This is a genomic window from candidate division WOR-3 bacterium (assembly GCA_029858255.1).
In the GTDB taxonomy this organism is placed as follows: domain Bacteria; phylum Hydrothermota; class Tepidihabitantia; order SM23-42; family SM23-42; genus SM23-42.
This window is the reverse complement of record JAOUFJ010000006.1, coordinates 58,026-75,650: the sequence shown is the minus strand read 5'-3', so window position 1 is coordinate 75,650 and position 17,625 is coordinate 58,026. Positions and strand designations below refer to the sequence as shown.

The 17,625-nt window shown below is 48.4% G+C and carries 13 protein-coding genes; 7 read left to right on the top strand and 6 right to left on the bottom strand.

Features of this window, described 5'->3' with window-relative positions; genetic code table 11:
* Window positions 1–15: 15 nt before the first annotated feature.
* Both OEV79_04720 and OEV79_04715 read right to left on the bottom strand, forming a co-directional pair.
* Window positions 16–1,119, bottom strand: a complete 1,104-nt coding sequence (locus tag OEV79_04720; protein ID MDH4210731.1) for a GAF domain-containing protein — start codon at window positions 1,117–1,119, stop codon at window positions 16–18.
* Window positions 1,100–2,110, bottom strand: a complete 1,011-nt coding sequence (locus OEV79_04715; GenBank protein MDH4210730.1) for a DUF362 domain-containing protein — start codon at window positions 2,108–2,110, stop codon at window positions 1,100–1,102. The genes OEV79_04720 and OEV79_04715 overlap by 20 nt, the downstream gene beginning before the upstream one ends.
* Window positions 2,111–2,232: 122 nt before the next feature.
* Between OEV79_04715 and OEV79_04710 the strand changes: the two genes are divergently transcribed.
* Complete coding sequence (locus OEV79_04710) at window positions 2,233–4,512, top strand: DNA translocase FtsK 4TM domain-containing protein (protein ID MDH4210729.1); 2,280 nt, start codon at window positions 2,233–2,235, stop codon at window positions 4,510–4,512.
* Here OEV79_04710 and OEV79_04705 read toward each other — a convergent pair whose 3' ends face one another.
* From OEV79_04705 to OEV79_04690, 4 genes are all read right to left on the bottom strand, one after another.
* On the bottom strand, window positions 4,513–6,318 hold the full coding sequence (locus OEV79_04705) for an FG-GAP-like repeat-containing protein (protein MDH4210728.1): 1,806 nt from the start codon (window positions 6,316–6,318) through the stop codon (window positions 4,513–4,515). It abuts the gene before it with no gap.
* A gap of 86 nt (window positions 6,319–6,404) precedes the next feature.
* Complete coding sequence (locus OEV79_04700; protein MDH4210727.1) at window positions 6,405–7,961, bottom strand: UbiA family prenyltransferase; 1,557 nt, start codon at window positions 7,959–7,961, stop codon at window positions 6,405–6,407.
* Window positions 7,962–8,058: 97 nt separating this feature from the next.
* Window positions 8,059–8,610: a hypothetical protein gene (locus tag OEV79_04695; GenBank protein ID MDH4210726.1), complete on the bottom strand. Its 552-nt coding sequence runs from the start codon at window positions 8,608–8,610 to the stop codon at window positions 8,059–8,061.
* 43 nt (window positions 8,611–8,653) lie between these two features.
* A complete protein-coding gene (locus OEV79_04690; GenBank protein MDH4210725.1) occupies window positions 8,654–9,673 on the bottom strand; it encodes a sensor domain-containing diguanylate cyclase in 1,020 nt (339 codons plus the stop codon).
* A gap of 86 nt (window positions 9,674–9,759) precedes the next feature.
* Between OEV79_04690 and OEV79_04685 the strand changes: the two genes are divergently transcribed.
* From OEV79_04685 to OEV79_04660, 6 genes are all read left to right on the top strand, one after another.
* Window positions 9,760–10,158, top strand: coding sequence for a secondary thiamine-phosphate synthase enzyme YjbQ (locus tag OEV79_04685; protein MDH4210724.1), 399 nt, complete (start codon window positions 9,760–9,762; stop codon window positions 10,156–10,158).
* A gap of 41 nt (window positions 10,159–10,199) precedes the next feature.
* Window positions 10,200–11,267 carry an alanine--glyoxylate aminotransferase family protein gene (locus tag OEV79_04680; GenBank protein ID MDH4210723.1) on the top strand — a complete coding sequence of 356 codons (1,068 nt, stop codon included), beginning with the start codon at window positions 10,200–10,202 and terminating at the stop codon, window positions 11,265–11,267.
* A gap of 108 nt (window positions 11,268–11,375) precedes the next feature.
* Window positions 11,376–12,278 carry an NAD(P)-binding domain-containing protein gene (locus OEV79_04675; GenBank protein MDH4210722.1) on the top strand — a complete coding sequence of 301 codons (903 nt, stop codon included), beginning with the start codon at window positions 11,376–11,378 and terminating at the stop codon, window positions 12,276–12,278.
* Between the two features lie 70 nt (window positions 12,279–12,348).
* A complete protein-coding gene (locus OEV79_04670; GenBank protein MDH4210721.1) occupies window positions 12,349–13,620 on the top strand; it encodes a DUF1015 domain-containing protein in 1,272 nt (423 codons plus the stop codon).
* Window positions 13,621–13,904: 284 nt separating this feature from the next.
* A complete protein-coding gene (locus OEV79_04665) occupies window positions 13,905–15,569 on the top strand; it encodes a T9SS type A sorting domain-containing protein (GenBank protein MDH4210720.1) in 1,665 nt (554 codons plus the stop codon).
* 306 nt (window positions 15,570–15,875) lie between these two features.
* On the top strand, window positions 15,876–17,615 hold the full coding sequence (locus tag OEV79_04660) for a T9SS type A sorting domain-containing protein (GenBank protein MDH4210719.1): 1,740 nt from the start codon (window positions 15,876–15,878) through the stop codon (window positions 17,613–17,615).
* The last annotated feature ends 10 nt before the right edge of the window (window positions 17,616–17,625 follow it).

The following is a 17,625-nucleotide window of genomic DNA, read 5'->3' as shown; positions in this document are numbered from 1 at the left end:
AAAGGGCGACTGAGATCAGGACAGGTTGTTCTTCCTGAACTCGTTGATGAAGATATTCACCAACTTTGTATCGAACTGACTGCCGCTATGCCGTTTCAGTTCGCGGAGCGCGGTGCGTGCACTTTTGCGTTTACGATAGGGGCGGTCCGTGGTCATAGCGTCAAAAGCATCGGCGATACATATGATGCGCGCTACAAGAGGTATCTTCCTCCCCCTTAGCCCATCCGGATAACCAGCACCATCTATTCGTTCATGGTGATGCAGGATATTTTTCATCAATTTCTTCAATAACTCGATCGGTTCGACTATCGCCGCGCTGAATTCCGGATGGCGCTCCATATAATTCTGCTCGCGACGGGTCAAACGGCCGGGCTTGCCCAGAATCTTATCCGGTATGCCAATCTTGCCGACATCATGCAAGATCGCGGATATCTCGATCTCCTTGATTCTATCTTTGTTGCGGGTGACGGCGCGTCCGATATGCAGTGCATATTCAACTACCCTGCCCGAATGCCCACGCGTGTACGGATCCTTCGCGTCGACCGCTTCAACGATCGCCCGGATCGAAGAAAGGAAGAGTCTATCCAAATCACCGTAGAGTGATGCGTTCTCAACGGCGATCGCGATCTGATTACCAAGCGCTGCGAAGAGTTCGAGATCTCCCTTGTCGAATTTTCTGCCACCTTTTTTGTTCAGGACTTCAGCGACACCTATCACCTTGCCCTTCGCGATCAAAGGCACAGCGAGTATCGAGCGCGTGACCCACTTGGTCTTTTCATCCACGCCGCGGAACCACCTGCGGTCTTTTCGAACATCGGGAACGAGCAACGGCTTGCCATGTTCGGCCACCCAACCTACAATACCCTTGCCCATCGGCACCCGGATTTCTTTTGCTTCCTTACCTTTTTCACCGCGGGCAGTAATGAAATACAGATCCCTGCGCTTTTCATCGATCCGGAAAACCGATGAGGCCTCCGCTTCCATGACCTCTTCCGCCTTCTGCATGACCGTGTCAAGCAGATCGTCGATATCAAGAATACCAGAAAAGACCATCGAGGTATCGATCAGCGTTTCGAGACGCTTAATTTTGTGTCTCAGATCAGATACTTTTGATTTCATACTTTCTTTCTCCGGCACCGAATTGCTCTGCAAAATGTAATTGTTCACTGGGATCAAGTTCAGGGTGAAGTTTATCGATGGCATCCTTAACAAGATCGTAACATGCTTGATCAATACTGACCGGGTCGTAAGACGCAAGAATGCCAACATCCGACGAAATCATCGGTTCGCTGGTGTGGAAGCAATCACAATTCGGTGAAACATTCATCAAGAAATTCAGATAAAATATCTTTTTGTCTTTGACGGCACTTGCCGCGTATCTCGCAATACCCTCCTGAATGTCTGATGATACTGCATCCCAGGAGAACCGGATCGCTCCTTCCGGGCAGACCGACATGCAGCCCGCGCATCCCGTGCAGGCCTTTTTATCGACCTTTACCTTGTCGTTTTCGTTGAGAATGGCATCGTGTATACAGTAGTCGAAGCAGGTCAAGCACTGCGTACAACGCGCGTCATCGATGTAGGGTTTCGACTTCGAGTGCATTTCCAATTTGCCACCCTTTGCACTACAACCCATACCGAGATTCTTCAGAGCTCCGCCAAAACCACAATTGAGATGACCCTTAAAATGTGAAACACAGAACATAGAATCGATATGTCCGAACAGGCTGGCGATCTTTGCACCATCGATATCGACATATTCATCCCCATAAAGACCGTCGGCAATGATCATCGGCGCAAAATCAAATCCATGCTCACGGGCGAGGACGATATGCAGATCAGCCCTAAACCGGCGCCCTGCGTAAAGCGTTGTCGTATCGGTAAGGAAAGTCTTGCCCCCAGCTTCACCGATCAGATCGGCCAGCCGATTCACATACCTCGGATTGACATAGTTGACATTGCCGGATTCACCAACGTGTAGTTTCACAGCGGTTGGTGATTTCTTTTGAACCACCTTCATGCCTTCTGCGGTGTCCACGAGACGGTCAAATACCTTGAGCACATCCTCGTTGTACTTTTTCTGCAGTTCCATCAAATATACAATCGCCATTCATAAATAATACATACAAAAACAAAAAAATCAAGATATTCAATCGCACGATTTCCCATGTTCTGGCACAGTCTTATTATGAACAATCATTGACAAAATATGATTTATCAATAGAATTCGATGTGGGCGGTTTTGGCACAATCATATCGCTGGTCTTGCTCGTCGCAGCAATCGGCATACTAGTTTTCATTGCACGCGAATTGGATTCAGCGAAGAAAAGGAAACTTTCCGGCATCATTCTCGTACTCCTGTCGATTCTCTTCATTCTTGCGCAGGTGTCTTTCCTCATGTATCCGAGTGAACGATACAAGAACTGGTGCGGGCTTTTTGGTCATTATTCGTCTTATGGATTGTTCTGGCTCATCGGATTATATATATTTATCATCCCCGCCTTGTTCGGCTACGCCGGTTATGTTCTGATCTCAGACGTCAAGAAGCAGATCGGCACCCGGCTGCTGTTTTTCATCCCTGTCGGTTTCATTGCAGACACACTTCTGGCCATGTTCCTCAACACGAGTGTCAACGGCATGCGCAGCGGCGGCATTCTCGGGTATCTTATCAGTAATTTTCTGGCCAGCTATTTCGGTCAGGTGGGAACATATATCATCTTAGGCTTCAGCATCGTGGTAGTCGTATTGATGCTGGTCAAGGAGAAGGTCTTTCCAAAGATAAAAATTATCCAGCCGGCGGAGGAGATCACCAAGCCACCTAAGAAGAAGAAAAAGAAGGAACCAGAACCAAAGCCAGAACAGGCGCCGGAAGCTAAAGCTGGAGCAAAACCCCCGCCGCAGATCGATTTTAAAGAGGAATTCCTGAAGATACTACAAGTTCCGACACAAAAATACGGTGTGGACACAGCACAGCTACAGAAAGAGTCGGATATCCTCAAAAGACGCCTCGCCGAGTTCGACGTTACCGGCGAGGTTGTCGCAGTAGAATCAGGTCCTGTAATCTCGAGATTTGAATTCCAACCCGATCCCGGTATCAAAGTAAACCGTATCGCAAACCTCGACAATGACCTGGCACTCGCTCTGAAGGCTACCAGGATCCGGGTCGTTGCGCCGATCCCGGGGAAATCCGCGGTTGGAATCGAAGTCCCGAACAAAGAGAGAAGCCTGGTCTACCTGAAGAACGGTCTGGTGACTGACGATTTCGAAAACCATCCATCACCTTTGGCCATTGTTCTCGGCGAAGATATTACAGGCCAGCCCGTGTGTGAGGACATTGCGGTCATGCCGCATATGCTGGTCGCCGGGACAACTGGTTCCGGAAAGAGTGTCTGCATCAATACGCTGATCGCCAGCATCCTGTATCATTCGAACCCCGAGGATGTAAGGTTCCTGATGATCGACCCGAAGCGGCTGGAACTGCCAATGTACAATGCTATACCACACTTACTGCGCCGAGCAATAACAGAGCCGAAGGAAGCGGTCGGGGAATTGGAGAAGTTGGTCGCGGTCATGGAGATGCGCTACCGCCATTTTGCCCGTGAAGGAGTACGCGACATAGATGGCTACAATGAAAAAATGAGGAAAAAGGGAGGCAAGAATAAACCCTACATCGTCGTGGTGGTTGACGAACTCGCCGACCTTATGCTTACCGCACCGAGTGAAATCGAAGAGAACATCACGCGCCTTGCCCAGATGTCGAGAGCCGTGGGTATCCATCTTGTTTTGGCAACGCAAAGACCGTCGGTTGATGTCATTACCGGCCTGATCAAGGCAAACTTTCCATGCCGCATAGCGTTCCAGGTAGCGTCGAAAACCGATTCACGCACGATCCTTGATATGAACGGAGCGGAATCGCTCCTGGGGCGCGGGGACATGCTCTTCTTGCCGCCGGGGAAGGGAACACCAGTGAGGCTGCATGGCGCCTACATCGCCGCCGACGAGGTCAGCGGCATCGGTCAACTAATTGCCCGCATGTATCTGCGTGAACTACTGAGCGATGTCGAAGGCGACCTCGAAGAAATTGTGGAGGCGATCGTCGATGAAGATCTCTGGACAATATTCACTAACACAAACGATGTAGCATTCGATGAAAAACGCCGGGCACTTTCAAATATCCTCGCCGTTGAGAAAATCGACGAGATCATAGATGCGGGGTATTACCCCAAGCTGCCGGAAACCGAAATCGAAGAAGTTGTCGAGGAAATAGAAACAGATATGACCGTCGATACGCTATTTGAAGAAGCGGCGCGCCTCGTCTTCAGACACCAGGTCGCGTCTGTATCGCTGCTTCAGCGAAGGTTGAATCTCGGTTATGCACGGGCCGGACGTATTGTCGATCAGCTCGAGGCTGCAGGCATCGTCGAACCGTTCCAGGGAAGCAAGTCACGGAGGGTACTTGTCGAACGGGAAGAAGAGCTGAATGAAATAATAAAGAAGTATACTACTACTTGATCAATCAACCACAACAAGTTTAGCCGTCAGACTACTCTCACCACCAACTATCTTGACAAAGTAAGTACCCGCCGCTACGAATTGTCCATTTTCGTCTTTTCGGTCCCATGGTACTACAAATTGGCCGGAACCGTTCACCACGAGCAGCTCGCGGATTGAATTCCCGCCGCGGTCATATACAACGACGCGTTTGACACCTTGGCCTGATGTCGAAATGCGCACAGAGAAGCGTGTGTTGCTGACCGATGGTGTGACCGAGATCCTAGATCCAGTATCTTTTGGGTAGAGATCACCTGAATCCGCTCCCGTTCCGTCGGAAATGGTAAACGACGCTGCGGTCGTGCAGGTGAATGTGTCGATCGATGCAACCGCAGTATAACGAATGTAGCAACTGGTGGAATTAACACCCTCGGGGACTGAGAACTGATAGCGACCGTTGTCAGGCACGCTGTCCGCGATCATTATCCAGGGACCGTACAGCCCGGAAGTGGATAGTTCAAGCTTCAGGTAAGCGACTTGACCGGCCGGAACTCCGCAAGTCCACAGGATGTAGCGCACCGAGCCCGTTCTGAAAACTTCACTCCCTCGCGGGTAAACAGGGAACACGAAGAGACTATCCGCAGCCGACGTTTCTTTGAAGAATCTCAAATGATTTATCGCGCTCCATGTATCACCCTCTTCGGCGATAATCGCAATATCCGGGTATCCGTTGTGATCGGCATCTCCGCCAATGCGGAAGGCTCCGTAGTCGCCGGGTGCAGGAGTTATCAAGATTGCATCTGCCGTCCAGTACCCGGTGCCATCGCCTAACCATACCCGCGTTGTTCCTGAACCGAAAGCAATAATATCCATGAACCCGTCAATATTCATATCACATAATTGTGTGACTTCATAAGATCCAGTAACAGGTAACAAACCAGAAAGATCTGCCCACGTGTTATCACCCTGCCATGCCCATACTTCCACCCCGCCGTCAGAATTACAGAAGGCAATATCCTGATCTCCGTCATTATCGACATCCCCGAGTGAGGGACCTTCCCGGCCGAGTAAGCTTCCCGAAGGCAAGTTCCCATCAGCAACCGTGAAACCGCCGCCACCGTCACCCAGATAAACCGTGCCGTATTCATGCGCAACCGCAAAATCCACGTTGCCGTCGGCATTGACATCCCCAAAGCAGAAATCCATTGTTGAATTCCCGCCCAGGAATCCAAAGCACTGGTTCCAGGTGCCGTCGCCGTTATTAAGAAAAATATGCACACCATCGCCGGCACCAAAGGAATTAGCACCGAGATCAAGGAAACCATCGTTGTTCACGTCGGCAAAATCGGTGCAGAACATTCCCCACTGATTTGGATTGCCGGTCGAGATGCCGTCATCCCACGGCAGCCAGTTCTGACCGGTCCCATCTCCCAGTGCAGCTTCGAGGATCGAATCACCCAGATCGTTACCCGAATAGTTGTGATGCATTCCGTAGCCTACATCCAGGTACCCGTCATTGTTCAGGTCACCAGCCGCAATACCACCATAGCCAAAATTACCGTTTTGATATACGTCCCAATTACCCGCACCATCGCCAAACCAGACCATTATACCGTGTTCCTGGGTATTGACATACGGTGACCCATGATCTCCAATGGATATGATGTCAATATTGCCGTCTGCATTTATATCCACGAATTCAACCTCGGTCCGCCCTGCTTCAAGCTGTGGATTCTGGAGACCATTAGAGAACTCTATATATTCAAGGGCATACATCACCGCGCAAAGCAACGAAAAGACGATTACTATCGACCCAATCTTTTTCATCACATCTCCTCTCAAGCACAATATTTTATCCCGTGCTTAACGCTGGTCAATAAGGTCTGACGGAAACAATTCTCCGCACGGTCAACTCAAAAAGGCAATACGCTTAACAGCACATAGAGCAGATAGCCACCAAAAACATAGAGCATTAAGAAATAGAATACTTCACTGGTCTTCTTAACAGCAATAGTATACAGGAACGTAATTGATGCACAAAGAAGCGCACCCGGAAAAGATTGCGGAATGAATAAGGCATAGACCAAATAGCTGGAGCTAACCAACATAGCGACAGGAATCCTACCCGGCAAACGTACGCGGTCATAAAGCAGAACGGGTACTGTGATCACTCCCTGAGACCTGTCACCTTCCACATGACCAATATCTTTGGCAATAAAGCCAAGTGTTACACCGACCAGGGTCGGGATCAACACCCTGCCGGGGATCCCGGCGAATGCGCGACCACCATAGTATACAGAGAAACCCAGGCCAATGCATAAGCAAACGGCAACAGCGATCACAAAAGTGGAAACTACAGGAATTCTTTTTAACCGTACCGGAGGCATGGAATATACGATCCCCAGCACAAGATATGCAAGGAGGATAAGAAAAGCCTGGAAGTTTATGATCAGAGCACAGCACAGGGCACATGCAAACAAAAAAACAAGGAATGAATAATAGTACTCACCCGTGATACCGCTCAGAACAAGATTCTTCTTGCCAACTGTGCGGTCGATATCTGCATCGAAGAGATCATTGCATACCTGGAGGCTCCAAAATCCAAAAGCGAGGCTCAGAAATATCGTCAAGATACCGGCATAGTTGAATATGCCTGCCTCTAGTACTACACCTCGCTGTAGCAGAGAGACCGCAAACCCGAAGACCGCCATTCCACCATAGAAAGAAACACGCTCCAACCGTAAGGTTGAGAGTAACGCTCTCGCAGACTTTCCGTTAAGCAAAAACAAATAAACAAAAGCAAGTATTGAGAAAAGCACCATGTACAACGCACAGTATTTCTGAGTATCTGTATAGAGAATGCCGCCTGGGACATAGACAGATTCAGGGTGGTTGACAGCCAGTAGCGTCGTGAGCCCTCCGAATAGGATGATCACCGCGAGACTAATCAGGAACATGAAGATGGAACGTATTGGTCTTCTCGTCTTCGAAAAAGCGTAAATACCGATCAGAAAAGATATCAAAAACACGGCAGCACGCTGTCCGGGTGACACACCGATGTCGACAAGTGAAACAAAAGGATTCAGGAAATTCACAAGATAAGGTTCCAAACGGAGCGGATAGGTGATCGCGTATCCGCCACCGACAAAATGGTCAACTAGTGGCACAAATACTATTATCACGAGCCCGATGCTGGCAGTCTTGGTCACATTTCTGACAGGTTCATTGATTAGCCCGGATATGATAATCACCAAAAGAAGAAATAGACAGAAATAGAATAGCGGGAAATGTACGAAATAGGTCAGAAGCATCTTATATGAAAATGGTGAAAAACCAATGTAGTGATAGGATTCGAATATCCCCTCAAGAAAAATCCGCAGGAAAACCCAACAAATAACGCAAAAGCCAGCCAGTCCAAGGGAATGGCTCTCGACTCTGTCAATGAAACGTTCTATTATATTCTTGTTCATACCAGATGGTGCCTGCGTCGGACAGTGTTATGCTGATACAAATGGGACACGGCGGTTTTCGCCGTCGTGCCCCAGAAAGATCCTCATGAATAGGGTATTAATCCATTACTGCGCTGAGCTCTTTTATATACTTTCTAACCAGATCTCTGTTGCCTTGAGGAACTTGCTTGTATACCTCATTAGCCTCTTCCATATTCTTCATCATTTCCTTAAGCATATCTTCCTGTACACCCTGCATCTCTTTCTTCATCGCGATCGTTAGCGAATCCATCATCACTGCACCTACGGCCATATAGGTCTTACCTAAAGCTGGCCAGAACTCCTCCCAGGACATGCCTGCATTCCTGAGTTTTGCGTCGAGTTCAGGCAGTCGCTTGTTCAGAGTAGAGTATTGCCCCAGCATCGCGGCTAATTCTTGTGGACCCTCGGCTGATTCTAACTCCATATCAAGCTTCTCGACTTCTGCATTGAATACGGGGATCGCCTTTATAAGACTCTGCAGTTCTGACTCACCCAAAGTACCATAGTATAGATTGCTTTCATCCTTTGTTTCGGGTTTCTCGGTTTCTGCCTTGGGGCTTTCTTGAGGGCCACCGCAAAATAGCAGCATCAGAGTAAGCAACATACTCAAAGTGAAAACCTTTCTCATCAATCCCTCCTTTCGATTATTTTTGATCACTTATTGCACTATGCTATAATGCTACAACTTGATTTCGGCCAACCTGTTTCGCGCGTTTAAGCGCTTTGCCGGCGTGCTCGAGCAGTGCGATCAGTGTTTCTGCACTACTTGGGTAAGTGACCACGCCGATCGATAGGGTCACCTTCTTTCTGCCCAATCTCTTCACGGCAAAGGGCGCACATTCAAAAGCATCACGCACACGCTCAGCCGCATTCACGGCCGCTTCATTTACTGCTTCGGGTAGCAACACCAGAAATTCGTCATCCTTGAATCGCCCTACGAAATCGGTATCGCGGACATTTTTTTTCAGAGTAGCAGCCACATGCAATAATAATGAATCTCCGGCGGCATTACCGTATTTTGAACTGATACTGCGGTAATTGTCAGGCGTTATCAGAGCCAGGCTGAGCTGTCGGGTATACCCCTTTGCCCTCCTGAATTCCATATCAAGAATCAGATCACAGAAGCGACGATTCGGCATGTTGGTCAACGGGTCGGTCAAACATGCATCCTTGATATCTTGCTCAAGTCGGTTATTCTCCTGGGCAAGACGGTCATAAGCTATCTCCGCGGCAAGCCGCTGCGCAATCATGCCGACTGTATTTTCCGCCTCCTTTTTGAATGCATTCACGTCTTTTACATTCTCGAGGATGATTGCACCGTATACCTTACTCTGATGCTGAAGCGGTGCACCGAACACGCTGCGAACATTGCGGTGCGCAGGTTTTATTCGATGACTCCTGCAAAACACAGCCAGATTCTTGTTCACGGTCACATTCTTCTTCTTACTAACTACGAGAGCGGCGAAGTCATCGACAAATGAGCCGGTTTTGATGGTTCTGCCCATATTGGATTCTGCAGTTTTTGCGCTTCCGCCATGACCGATAATTACGAAAACTTTAGTATTTTTTAAATTCCCGCTGAGTATTTTTTCAATGCCCTTAGTGAGTTTCTTAAGAGTGTGCTTCTTTGAACTGATTCTATCGACCTGCGTGAGTATTCTGAACCAATTCACAGACCGTACATGTTTCATTAGAATAATGATAATCATCCAATCTGTCGTGTCAAGATGAGACGTATCCCCGTTGACAAATGGGTTCGGTTTTGTATAATTTACAGATGGTCCAGAAAATAAGCGTAAGTACAAAGGAACGCCAGCAAATGGTTGACATAACTGGCGCAATCCAGAAGATTGTCGGTCAATCCAAGATGACTGACGGGCTGATCCACGTATATTGCCCGCATACTACGGCGGCCGTCACGGTCAACGAGAATTACGACGAATCCGTACAACACGACATAATTGAAACACTCGCCAGGCTGATACCCCATAACGCTAAGTATGCCCATACCGAGGGCAATTCGGATGCCCACATAAAAGCCGCGCTTATGGGCTCATCGAGAACTCTATTCATTGAGGGAGGAAAGCTCGGTTTTGGTTCCTGGCAGGGTATTTTTCTTTGCGAATTCGACGGGCCGAGAACCAGAGAGATATGGATCAAGTTTGTTCAAACTTGATATTCAACGGAAATTAGTGGAACTATTTTAAAGGAGGTCTGATGCATAAGAAGTTATTTATTCCAGGTCCAACCGAAGTCAGGGAAGATATTCTCAATGCCCAGGCGCAACCAATGATCGGGCATCGCATGAAAGCATTTACTGAACTCTATACGGGAATGGTCACTAAATTGAAGGAGTTACTCGAAACAAATAATTTCGTTACCGTGCTTACCGCATCAGGCACTGCCTTGATGGAGGCCGCGATCCGGAATTGTGTAAGCAAGGACGTATTATGCTGTACTTATGGCGCTTTCAGCGAACGATGGTTCAAGATTGCCAAAGCATGCGACAGGAATGCGGACGCGATTGCTCTTGATTGGGGTAAAGTAGTGAAGCCGGAAATGATCGAAGAGAGATTGAAAACGAAGAAATACGAAGCAGTAACCGTCGTGCAGAACGAAACTTCTACCGGAACGAGAGCTCCAATCGAAAAAATAGCCGAAATGATGAAGAAATATCCTGATGTATTGCTGCTCGTTGACACCGTCAGTTCGTTAATGGGCGATAAGATAGAGATAGAGAAACTGGGTATTGACGTGTGTGTCACTTCTTCACAGAAGTGTTTTGCACTGCCACCTGGCTTGGCGGTCGGTATCGTGAGTGAAAAGGCTCTCAAAAAAGCAGAGACCGTAAGCGGCAAGGGCCATTACTTGAATCTTCTCGACCTCAAGGATTATTTCGACAAAAAGGGACAGACTCCGACGACCCCGGCGATAAGTCTGATGTGGGCGATGGACAAGCAACTCGACAAGATCAAGGCAGAAGGAATGGAGAACAGGTACAAACGTCATCTCGAAATGGCTCACTATGTCCAGGACTGGGCGAAAAAGCATTTCAGTCTTTACACGGAACCGGGTTACGAATCGGTGACGGTAACCTGCATAAACAACACGAAGAATATCAGCGTTGCGGATCTCAACACCGAACTCGGCAAGCGTGGTTATGCGATATCCAATGGATACGGTAAGATCAAAGAGCAAACCTTCAGAATCGCTCACATGGGAGACCTGACCCTCGACGAGGTAAAGGAAGTCATCAGGAATATCGAAGAAATCCTGAAATTGTAGAGAACACAGGGACGCATGAAAATGACTCACCAAATGACTGGACGTCTGGCAAACCGTCAAGGCATTTAGGTATTTAGGAATTTTATCCTATCTTCTAAGGAGGCAACCATGAAAGTATTGATATCAGATCCAATTGCCAAGGAAGCCATAGAGATTTTGAAGAGTGCAGATATCGAGCCCGTCGAACAGACAGGACTTGCACCGGAAGAATTGATCAAGGTGATCCCCGAATACGACGGTATCATTGTCCGCAGCGCTACAAAAGTCACAAAGGATGTGATCGATGCCGGGAAAAATCTCAAGGTCATCGGCCGCGCTGGAGTCGGTCTCGATAACGTTGACCGCGCCGCGGCAAAAGACAAGAACATCAAGGTAGTCAACACACCGGCCGCGACTTCCATATCAGTTGCCGAACTTGCACTGGGTATGATGTTCAGCGCAGCCAGACGGATACCGCAGGCAACGGCGTCAACCAGAGCCGGCAAATGGGAGAAGAAGAAATTCAAGGGTTTTGAGCTTTTTGGGAAGACTCTGGGAATCATCGGAGTGGGACGTATCGGTACTGAATTGGCAAAAAGGGCCAAGGCCATGGGTATGAAAGTACTCGCCTATGATCCCTATATCAAAACGCACGAACAAGCACAGATATCAGATCTCGATACACTGCTCAAGGAGGCAGACTACGTATCGCTGCACATACCGAAGACCGACGAAACTACTCACATACTCAACAAGACGGCATTCGAAAAAATGAAAGATGGCGTGGTAGTCATAAACTGCGCAAGAGGTGGCGTTGTTGATGAAGACGCACTCTATGACGCGGTAAAAAGCGGCAAGGTGCGGATCGCGGCAATGGACGTATACGAGAACGAGCCTGCAAAAGAACACAAATTATTCAGCCTTGATGAGGCTATTGTGACACCGCATATAGGTGCGCAGACGGCCGAAGGACAGTTGCGCGCCGGCATCCAGATCGCTGAACTTGTGAGGGATGCGCTAAAAGGGGCATAGCAGCAGTTCTGTCCGCTGGACAATAATAGCTTTTACCACGTTCAAACGGTAAATACTAGAAGGAGAATTTATGCCTGAAATAAAACCATTCAAGGGAATTAGATACAATCTCGAAAAAATAGAAAACCTCGCCGATGTAGTCACTCAGCCGTATGACCAGATAACCGACCGGATGGAGAGAGATTATAAGGAGAAGAGTGCGTATAATTATGTAAGGCTGGTGCTGACCAAATATGCAGAGGGACACGACCGACAGAAGGAATATGCAGATGCGAAAAGGTTCTATGACGACTGGTTCAAGAATGAGATATTTGTGCAGGACAACAAAGCAGCAATCTATCCCTATTGGCAGGAATTCTCGGTCGGTGAGAAGACGTATAAACGAAAGGGATTCATGTGCCTTGTGCGCCTTGAAGAACTCGGTAAAGGTAATATCCTGCCTCACGAAAAAACGCTCTCAAAACCCAAGGCCGATCGTCTTAACCTGTTGAGGATCACCCAGAAGGACTTTGAACCGGTCTTTCTGCTTTACACGGATACGAAGAATAGCATCAACAAAGCACTTGATAAGTACTGCAAAAAAGAACCCCTGCTTGAAGTAAGCGACGAAAAAGGTGTAACCCACAAGATATGGGCAGTGGATACACCTGCGGCCATAAAGAAAATCGCCGCGGCGATCAAAGATTCCATATTCGTAATCGCGGACGGTCATCACCGCTATGAAACGGCCTACAATTACCATAGTGAATTAGAAGGAAACGACCTCGAGCATCCGGCAAACTACAAGCTGATCACCCTCGTGAACATAGAAGATCCTGGTCTGGTAATCCTGCCAACCCACCGGCTTATAAGAAACCTCGAGGGGTTTAACCTCGAAGATTTTCTGAAAAAAACGAATGAGTATTTTGATATTAAGAAGACCGACCGCGATCACATCGTAGATGAGCTGGCCGCTTCCGATCTCGGGACTTTCGGATTCTACAGCCATATCACTGCTTACATTTTGAGGCTGAAATCACATGATGTGATGGAAAAAGTAATGCCCGATCGAAGTGATGAGTACCGTAATCTTGATGTGGCGATACTGCATACACTCCTGATCGAGAAAGTACTCGGCGTGGAACCCGACAAGATCGAGGATCACGTAAGATACGAACGGGGAGCCGAAGAGACGATGAGGAAAGTTGATTCGGACGAATTCCAGATAGCACTACTCATGAATCCAACCCGACCCGAACAGGTAAAGGAAGTCGCGCAGAACCGAGAGCGCATGCCTCAGAAATCTACTGATTTCTACCCGAAGTTGGTGTCCGGTCTTGTCTTTTATGATGTAGCACCGTGACCGTAAACCAAGAATAATCATTGGAATGGGGCGGCAAAACCGCCCCATTTTCTTACGCATCTGCAAATAGTATGTTGAATATTCGCGCATCATAACAAGCTTGACACATACCCAAAAATTCGTTATAATCTTAGAGTTGTTTTGGCGCAGAGAGTAATAATGTATAAAAACGCGTGTTTTGATTTGACATATCAGATCATGCGTATCTTCAAAGGGGAAGGAGGTGATGGATAAACACAACGAATAGAAATAGGTCACGTGATCAATCAACAGAAAGGAGCAAAATGAAGTATGTGTCTTATATTGTTATTAGCGTGTTGGCTTTGACTGCGATGAGCATCGCACAACCAGCAAGTGATCAGGAAATCTACGGTGTAAGTGAAGTAACCCCTGCCCCCGTAAAGGCGGGAGACAGAACACTGATCGAGACTGGAGGTACGCCATACATCGAATCCACTGTACCTTACAACGCTGAGTGTGATGTAACATCCAACACACGGATCCCTGGAATCATACAAACAGAGAGACATGGCAGTGGGACCAATCCTGACTGGGGAACGGATGTGTTGGTTATCGATGACACGCTTGCAACTGACAGCAAACTCCTCAAGTCATCTGACGGCACGCTATATGTCGTCTACAAGTATATGGGACCGCTCATCAGTGCTAATTCTTCCATCACGATATGCAGGTCAACGAATAACGGAGAATCCTGGAGCTGGATCCTCGACGCATCGGTCGACGACACAACAGAGATCTATAATATCGATGTCGTCCTTGAGGATGAAAGTGATTCCACATTCATCTTTGTGATGTGCAATGCCCAGGACGATGATATCTGGTTGCTGAGATACAACATAACTGCCGGAACGACTAACTGGGTCGAGGTTACGACAGGATTTGTTTTCGATCCGGCATTAGATCAACTCGAGCTGCCTGGCTCGGAATACATGTACATGGCATACTGCGTGTACGACACAATACTCAGATTCAGGGCATCGAGCGATTATGGAGCCACATGGACCTCGTCTTACAATGTGCTCAGTGGTCAAACAGTGCACAACCCCGATATCAGGATGCTTGCGGCGCCTGAAATCTGGTCATACATCGTCTGGGACAATGGTCCTGTCACCTACTCAAAAGGCAATGACTACCAGGGTTTTGCCGGTTGGGAAGGAATCACGCCTCACACCCATAATTTCCGCGGGCTTTCGGATGATGTCAACGGCCAGATCACCGGTTTCTATGACAGTGATACGGCATGGGTGGTTGCCGAAGAGAACCTTAACAACTCCGGCGACTGGAATCTTGTGTGGGATTACTCCTACGATGGCATCGCGTGGCGCAATGACAGCTTGTTCCCTGATATAGACCTGGCCAACGACCCGGCACGCGATGAAAAATATTTTGAGCTCCTGGTTGGTTCGGACGCCGCAAATCAGGCGCGCGCAGTGTATAATACGCAGACAACCATGGCAGATACAAGGGTCGATTATCAATTCTGCCAGTACGGAAGCTGGACCACAACTCAAAATCTCAGCGATCATCTGTCCAAGGTTGGCACTGCGCCATCGGTCAACTACGTGCTAGCAGCTGGCGGCGGCGCGATAGTCTATTGTGGATACAATGCTATTTGGTTTGACTATTATTGGAACACGGCAGTACAGGAATATCCCGTAACTGAACCGTCCATCAGAAACCTGCTCTTGACACCTACCATATCCCGAAACATAGCAAGGCTCTCATTCACGATTCGTACTCCAGGACATGTCAGCGTCTCGCTCTATGATGCAGCAGGCAGGATGGTCAATACACTCGTCGACCAGACAATGACGGCGGGTGACCACTCGGTCAACATTGAAGCCAGAAATATCTCTGCTGGCATCTATTTTGTGCGAGTAGAAGCTCCTGAGGGTGTCGGTACCCAAACAATGACCGTTGTAAGATAACAACAACCGAGTGCATTGTATGCACTCACCAGAATAGAGAAAAGGGACAGCAATGCTGTCCCTTTCTACTTCAAAATATCTGCAAAACCTATACATCGAGAATAAAAGGAAAACGAAATCTGTGTACCGTAATAATATCGCACGATATTGCACACCCGTTGCTGACAGGAAACCATAGAAAAATCTTGACATTTAATCCTCGTTCAATATAATAATCAAATAGTAAAAAATACATCAAAAACAAAAGGGGGTGATATTGGGGCAAACAAGTTACAGTCTGTTTTTCACGTACTACAAGGAGGATCAATGAACAAAGTGGTAATTATGTTGGCAATATGTGCAGTTGCGTTTGCAGCGCCGCAGAAGAACATTTCCGATGACGTCACCATACAGAATCCTGAACCAGCGATCGGCGCTGACCTTTTTCCTGAAGTTCATCCGCTTGTCGAGCGCCTGATGGAAGCCAGAAAGAATCAGGATATGGAAACCTACAATAAATTGCTCGAAGAATACAAGAGCATGTCGCTGCCAGCGGATGAATACAGGCTCCCAGACGTCATCAATGTTAAGCCGGAAGACGACCCGCTCTTGAGATGGGGTGATGATAAGATAATATACAGTGGACAGGTCAATTACAACAGCTGGGCTATGGTTGCAGACGTTGATGACGAAGCGATATCGGTTGATTATCACCGCGGTGATACGGTCCGCGCAGTTGTCGCATGCCTTGACTCGTTGGTGAGGGTATTCATCTCGTTAGATAACGGACTGAGTTGGGCATACGAACACGGCTTCTTTTTCACTACGCCGTCTGCGGTATATGAACCCGAAATCATCCATGGCCCAACCGGCAGTTATTACCACATCATCGTCCGCAATTCCCTGGGCAACGGTAATCTTTATGGTGCCAGGTACGACGATACGGGCACGCTGAGCGGCACGGGGATCGAGAGCACCGCAGACACAGTCACCAATTACTCGGTTTGCTCAGACCGGGCAGACTGGCCGTCCGGCTACTATGTTTATTGCGCGTACCATAAATCTCTCGGGGGTCCAGGTCAGGACGGAATCTGGTGGACCAGCACGGTCGATTATGGCACAACCTGGGAAGCAGCCACGCAGCTTCAATTTAGCGGGTCCGGTTATCCGGACATCACCTACGGCAGCGGCGGTACCATTTTCGAGGCTTATCTCTACAGACCGACCGGTGGCAACAAGAACATACAAACCCGCGTCAGCACAAACTACGGTACCAACTGGGCTAGCTCTCAGGTCGTTCAAACCGATACGTTAATTAAACACGGCCCACAGATCGCGGCTTCTCACGATGGCACGGACGATGCCTGGGTCGTCTGGCCGAGGCGCTGGTCTGGCACACCATATGACTATGACCTGTGGTATTCCTGGACACAAGACGAAGGCGGCGCATGGTCGTCACCTGCGTTCGTGTCTTCCTACTTCAAGCACGAAGTTCTGCCAAGCATCGTCGTTTACGATTCGGCTACCCACTACACTCCATACCTCAGCTTCATAATTACTGAGAACGACACAACCTGGACCGGACAGATCATACATACTACTGTATGGGATACAGACAGCAGCTGGGCACAGCCAGACACGTTCAATGACTCGGTGCCCGAATTCACAAGGCCGATCCAGACCTTCCAGGCGCCCGGAGTTCCGGCGCTCGCTTACGTCGGTGAAGGCGGCGACAATGTCTATTTTGATGCCTGGTCAAATACCGGGGTCGAGGAAAACAAGATCGTCGCGCCAAGAAACCTTCTGGGGCCGAGCTATCCGAATCCGTTCATTTCCATGACCCGTTTCTCATACACGGTTCCGGTCAGTGGAATGGTTTCAATCCGTGCGTTCAACGCGATAGGCCAACATGTCGCAACGGTGGTCCATGAACACAAAACCGCGGGCACGTACACTGTGTCCTGGAACGGTAAAGACAATGTAGGCGCCGATTTACCAAAAGGTGTGTACTTCCTAAAATTGGAATACGATGATGTCGACGCCACGAGAAAAGTGATTCTCGAATAGAAAAAGAACC

What these genes read in the sequence shown, in the direction of transcription:
- OEV79_04705 (MDH4210728.1), bottom strand. Translation starts at nt 6,318, where the DNA reads ATGAAAAAGATTGGGTCGATAGTAATCGTCTTTTCGTTGCTTTGCGCG.
- OEV79_04720 (MDH4210731.1), bottom strand. Translation starts at nt 1,119, where the DNA reads ATGAAATCAAAAGTATCTGATCTGAGACACAAAATTAAGCGTCTCGAA.
- OEV79_04690 (MDH4210725.1), bottom strand. Translation starts at nt 9,673, where the DNA reads ATGAAACATGTACGGTCTGTGAATTGGTTCAGAATACTCACGCAGGTC.
- OEV79_04665 (MDH4210720.1), top strand. Translation starts at nt 13,905, where the DNA reads ATGAAGTATGTGTCTTATATTGTTATTAGCGTGTTGGCTTTGACTGCG.
- OEV79_04670 (MDH4210721.1), top strand. Translation starts at nt 12,349, where the DNA reads ATGCCTGAAATAAAACCATTCAAGGGAATTAGATACAATCTCGAAAAA.
- OEV79_04660 (MDH4210719.1), top strand. Translation starts at nt 15,876, where the DNA reads ATGAACAAAGTGGTAATTATGTTGGCAATATGTGCAGTTGCGTTTGCA.
- OEV79_04680 (MDH4210723.1), top strand. Translation starts at nt 10,200, where the DNA reads ATGCATAAGAAGTTATTTATTCCAGGTCCAACCGAAGTCAGGGAAGAT.
- OEV79_04675 (MDH4210722.1), top strand. Translation starts at nt 11,376, where the DNA reads ATGAAAGTATTGATATCAGATCCAATTGCCAAGGAAGCCATAGAGATT.
- OEV79_04695 (MDH4210726.1), bottom strand. Translation starts at nt 8,610, where the DNA reads ATGAGAAAGGTTTTCACTTTGAGTATGTTGCTTACTCTGATGCTGCTA.
- OEV79_04685 (MDH4210724.1), top strand. Translation starts at nt 9,760, where the DNA reads ATGGTCCAGAAAATAAGCGTAAGTACAAAGGAACGCCAGCAAATGGTT.
- OEV79_04700 (MDH4210727.1), bottom strand. Translation starts at nt 7,961, where the DNA reads ATGAACAAGAATATAATAGAACGTTTCATTGACAGAGTCGAGAGCCAT.
- OEV79_04715 (MDH4210730.1), bottom strand. Translation starts at nt 2,110, where the DNA reads ATGGCGATTGTATATTTGATGGAACTGCAGAAAAAGTACAACGAGGAT.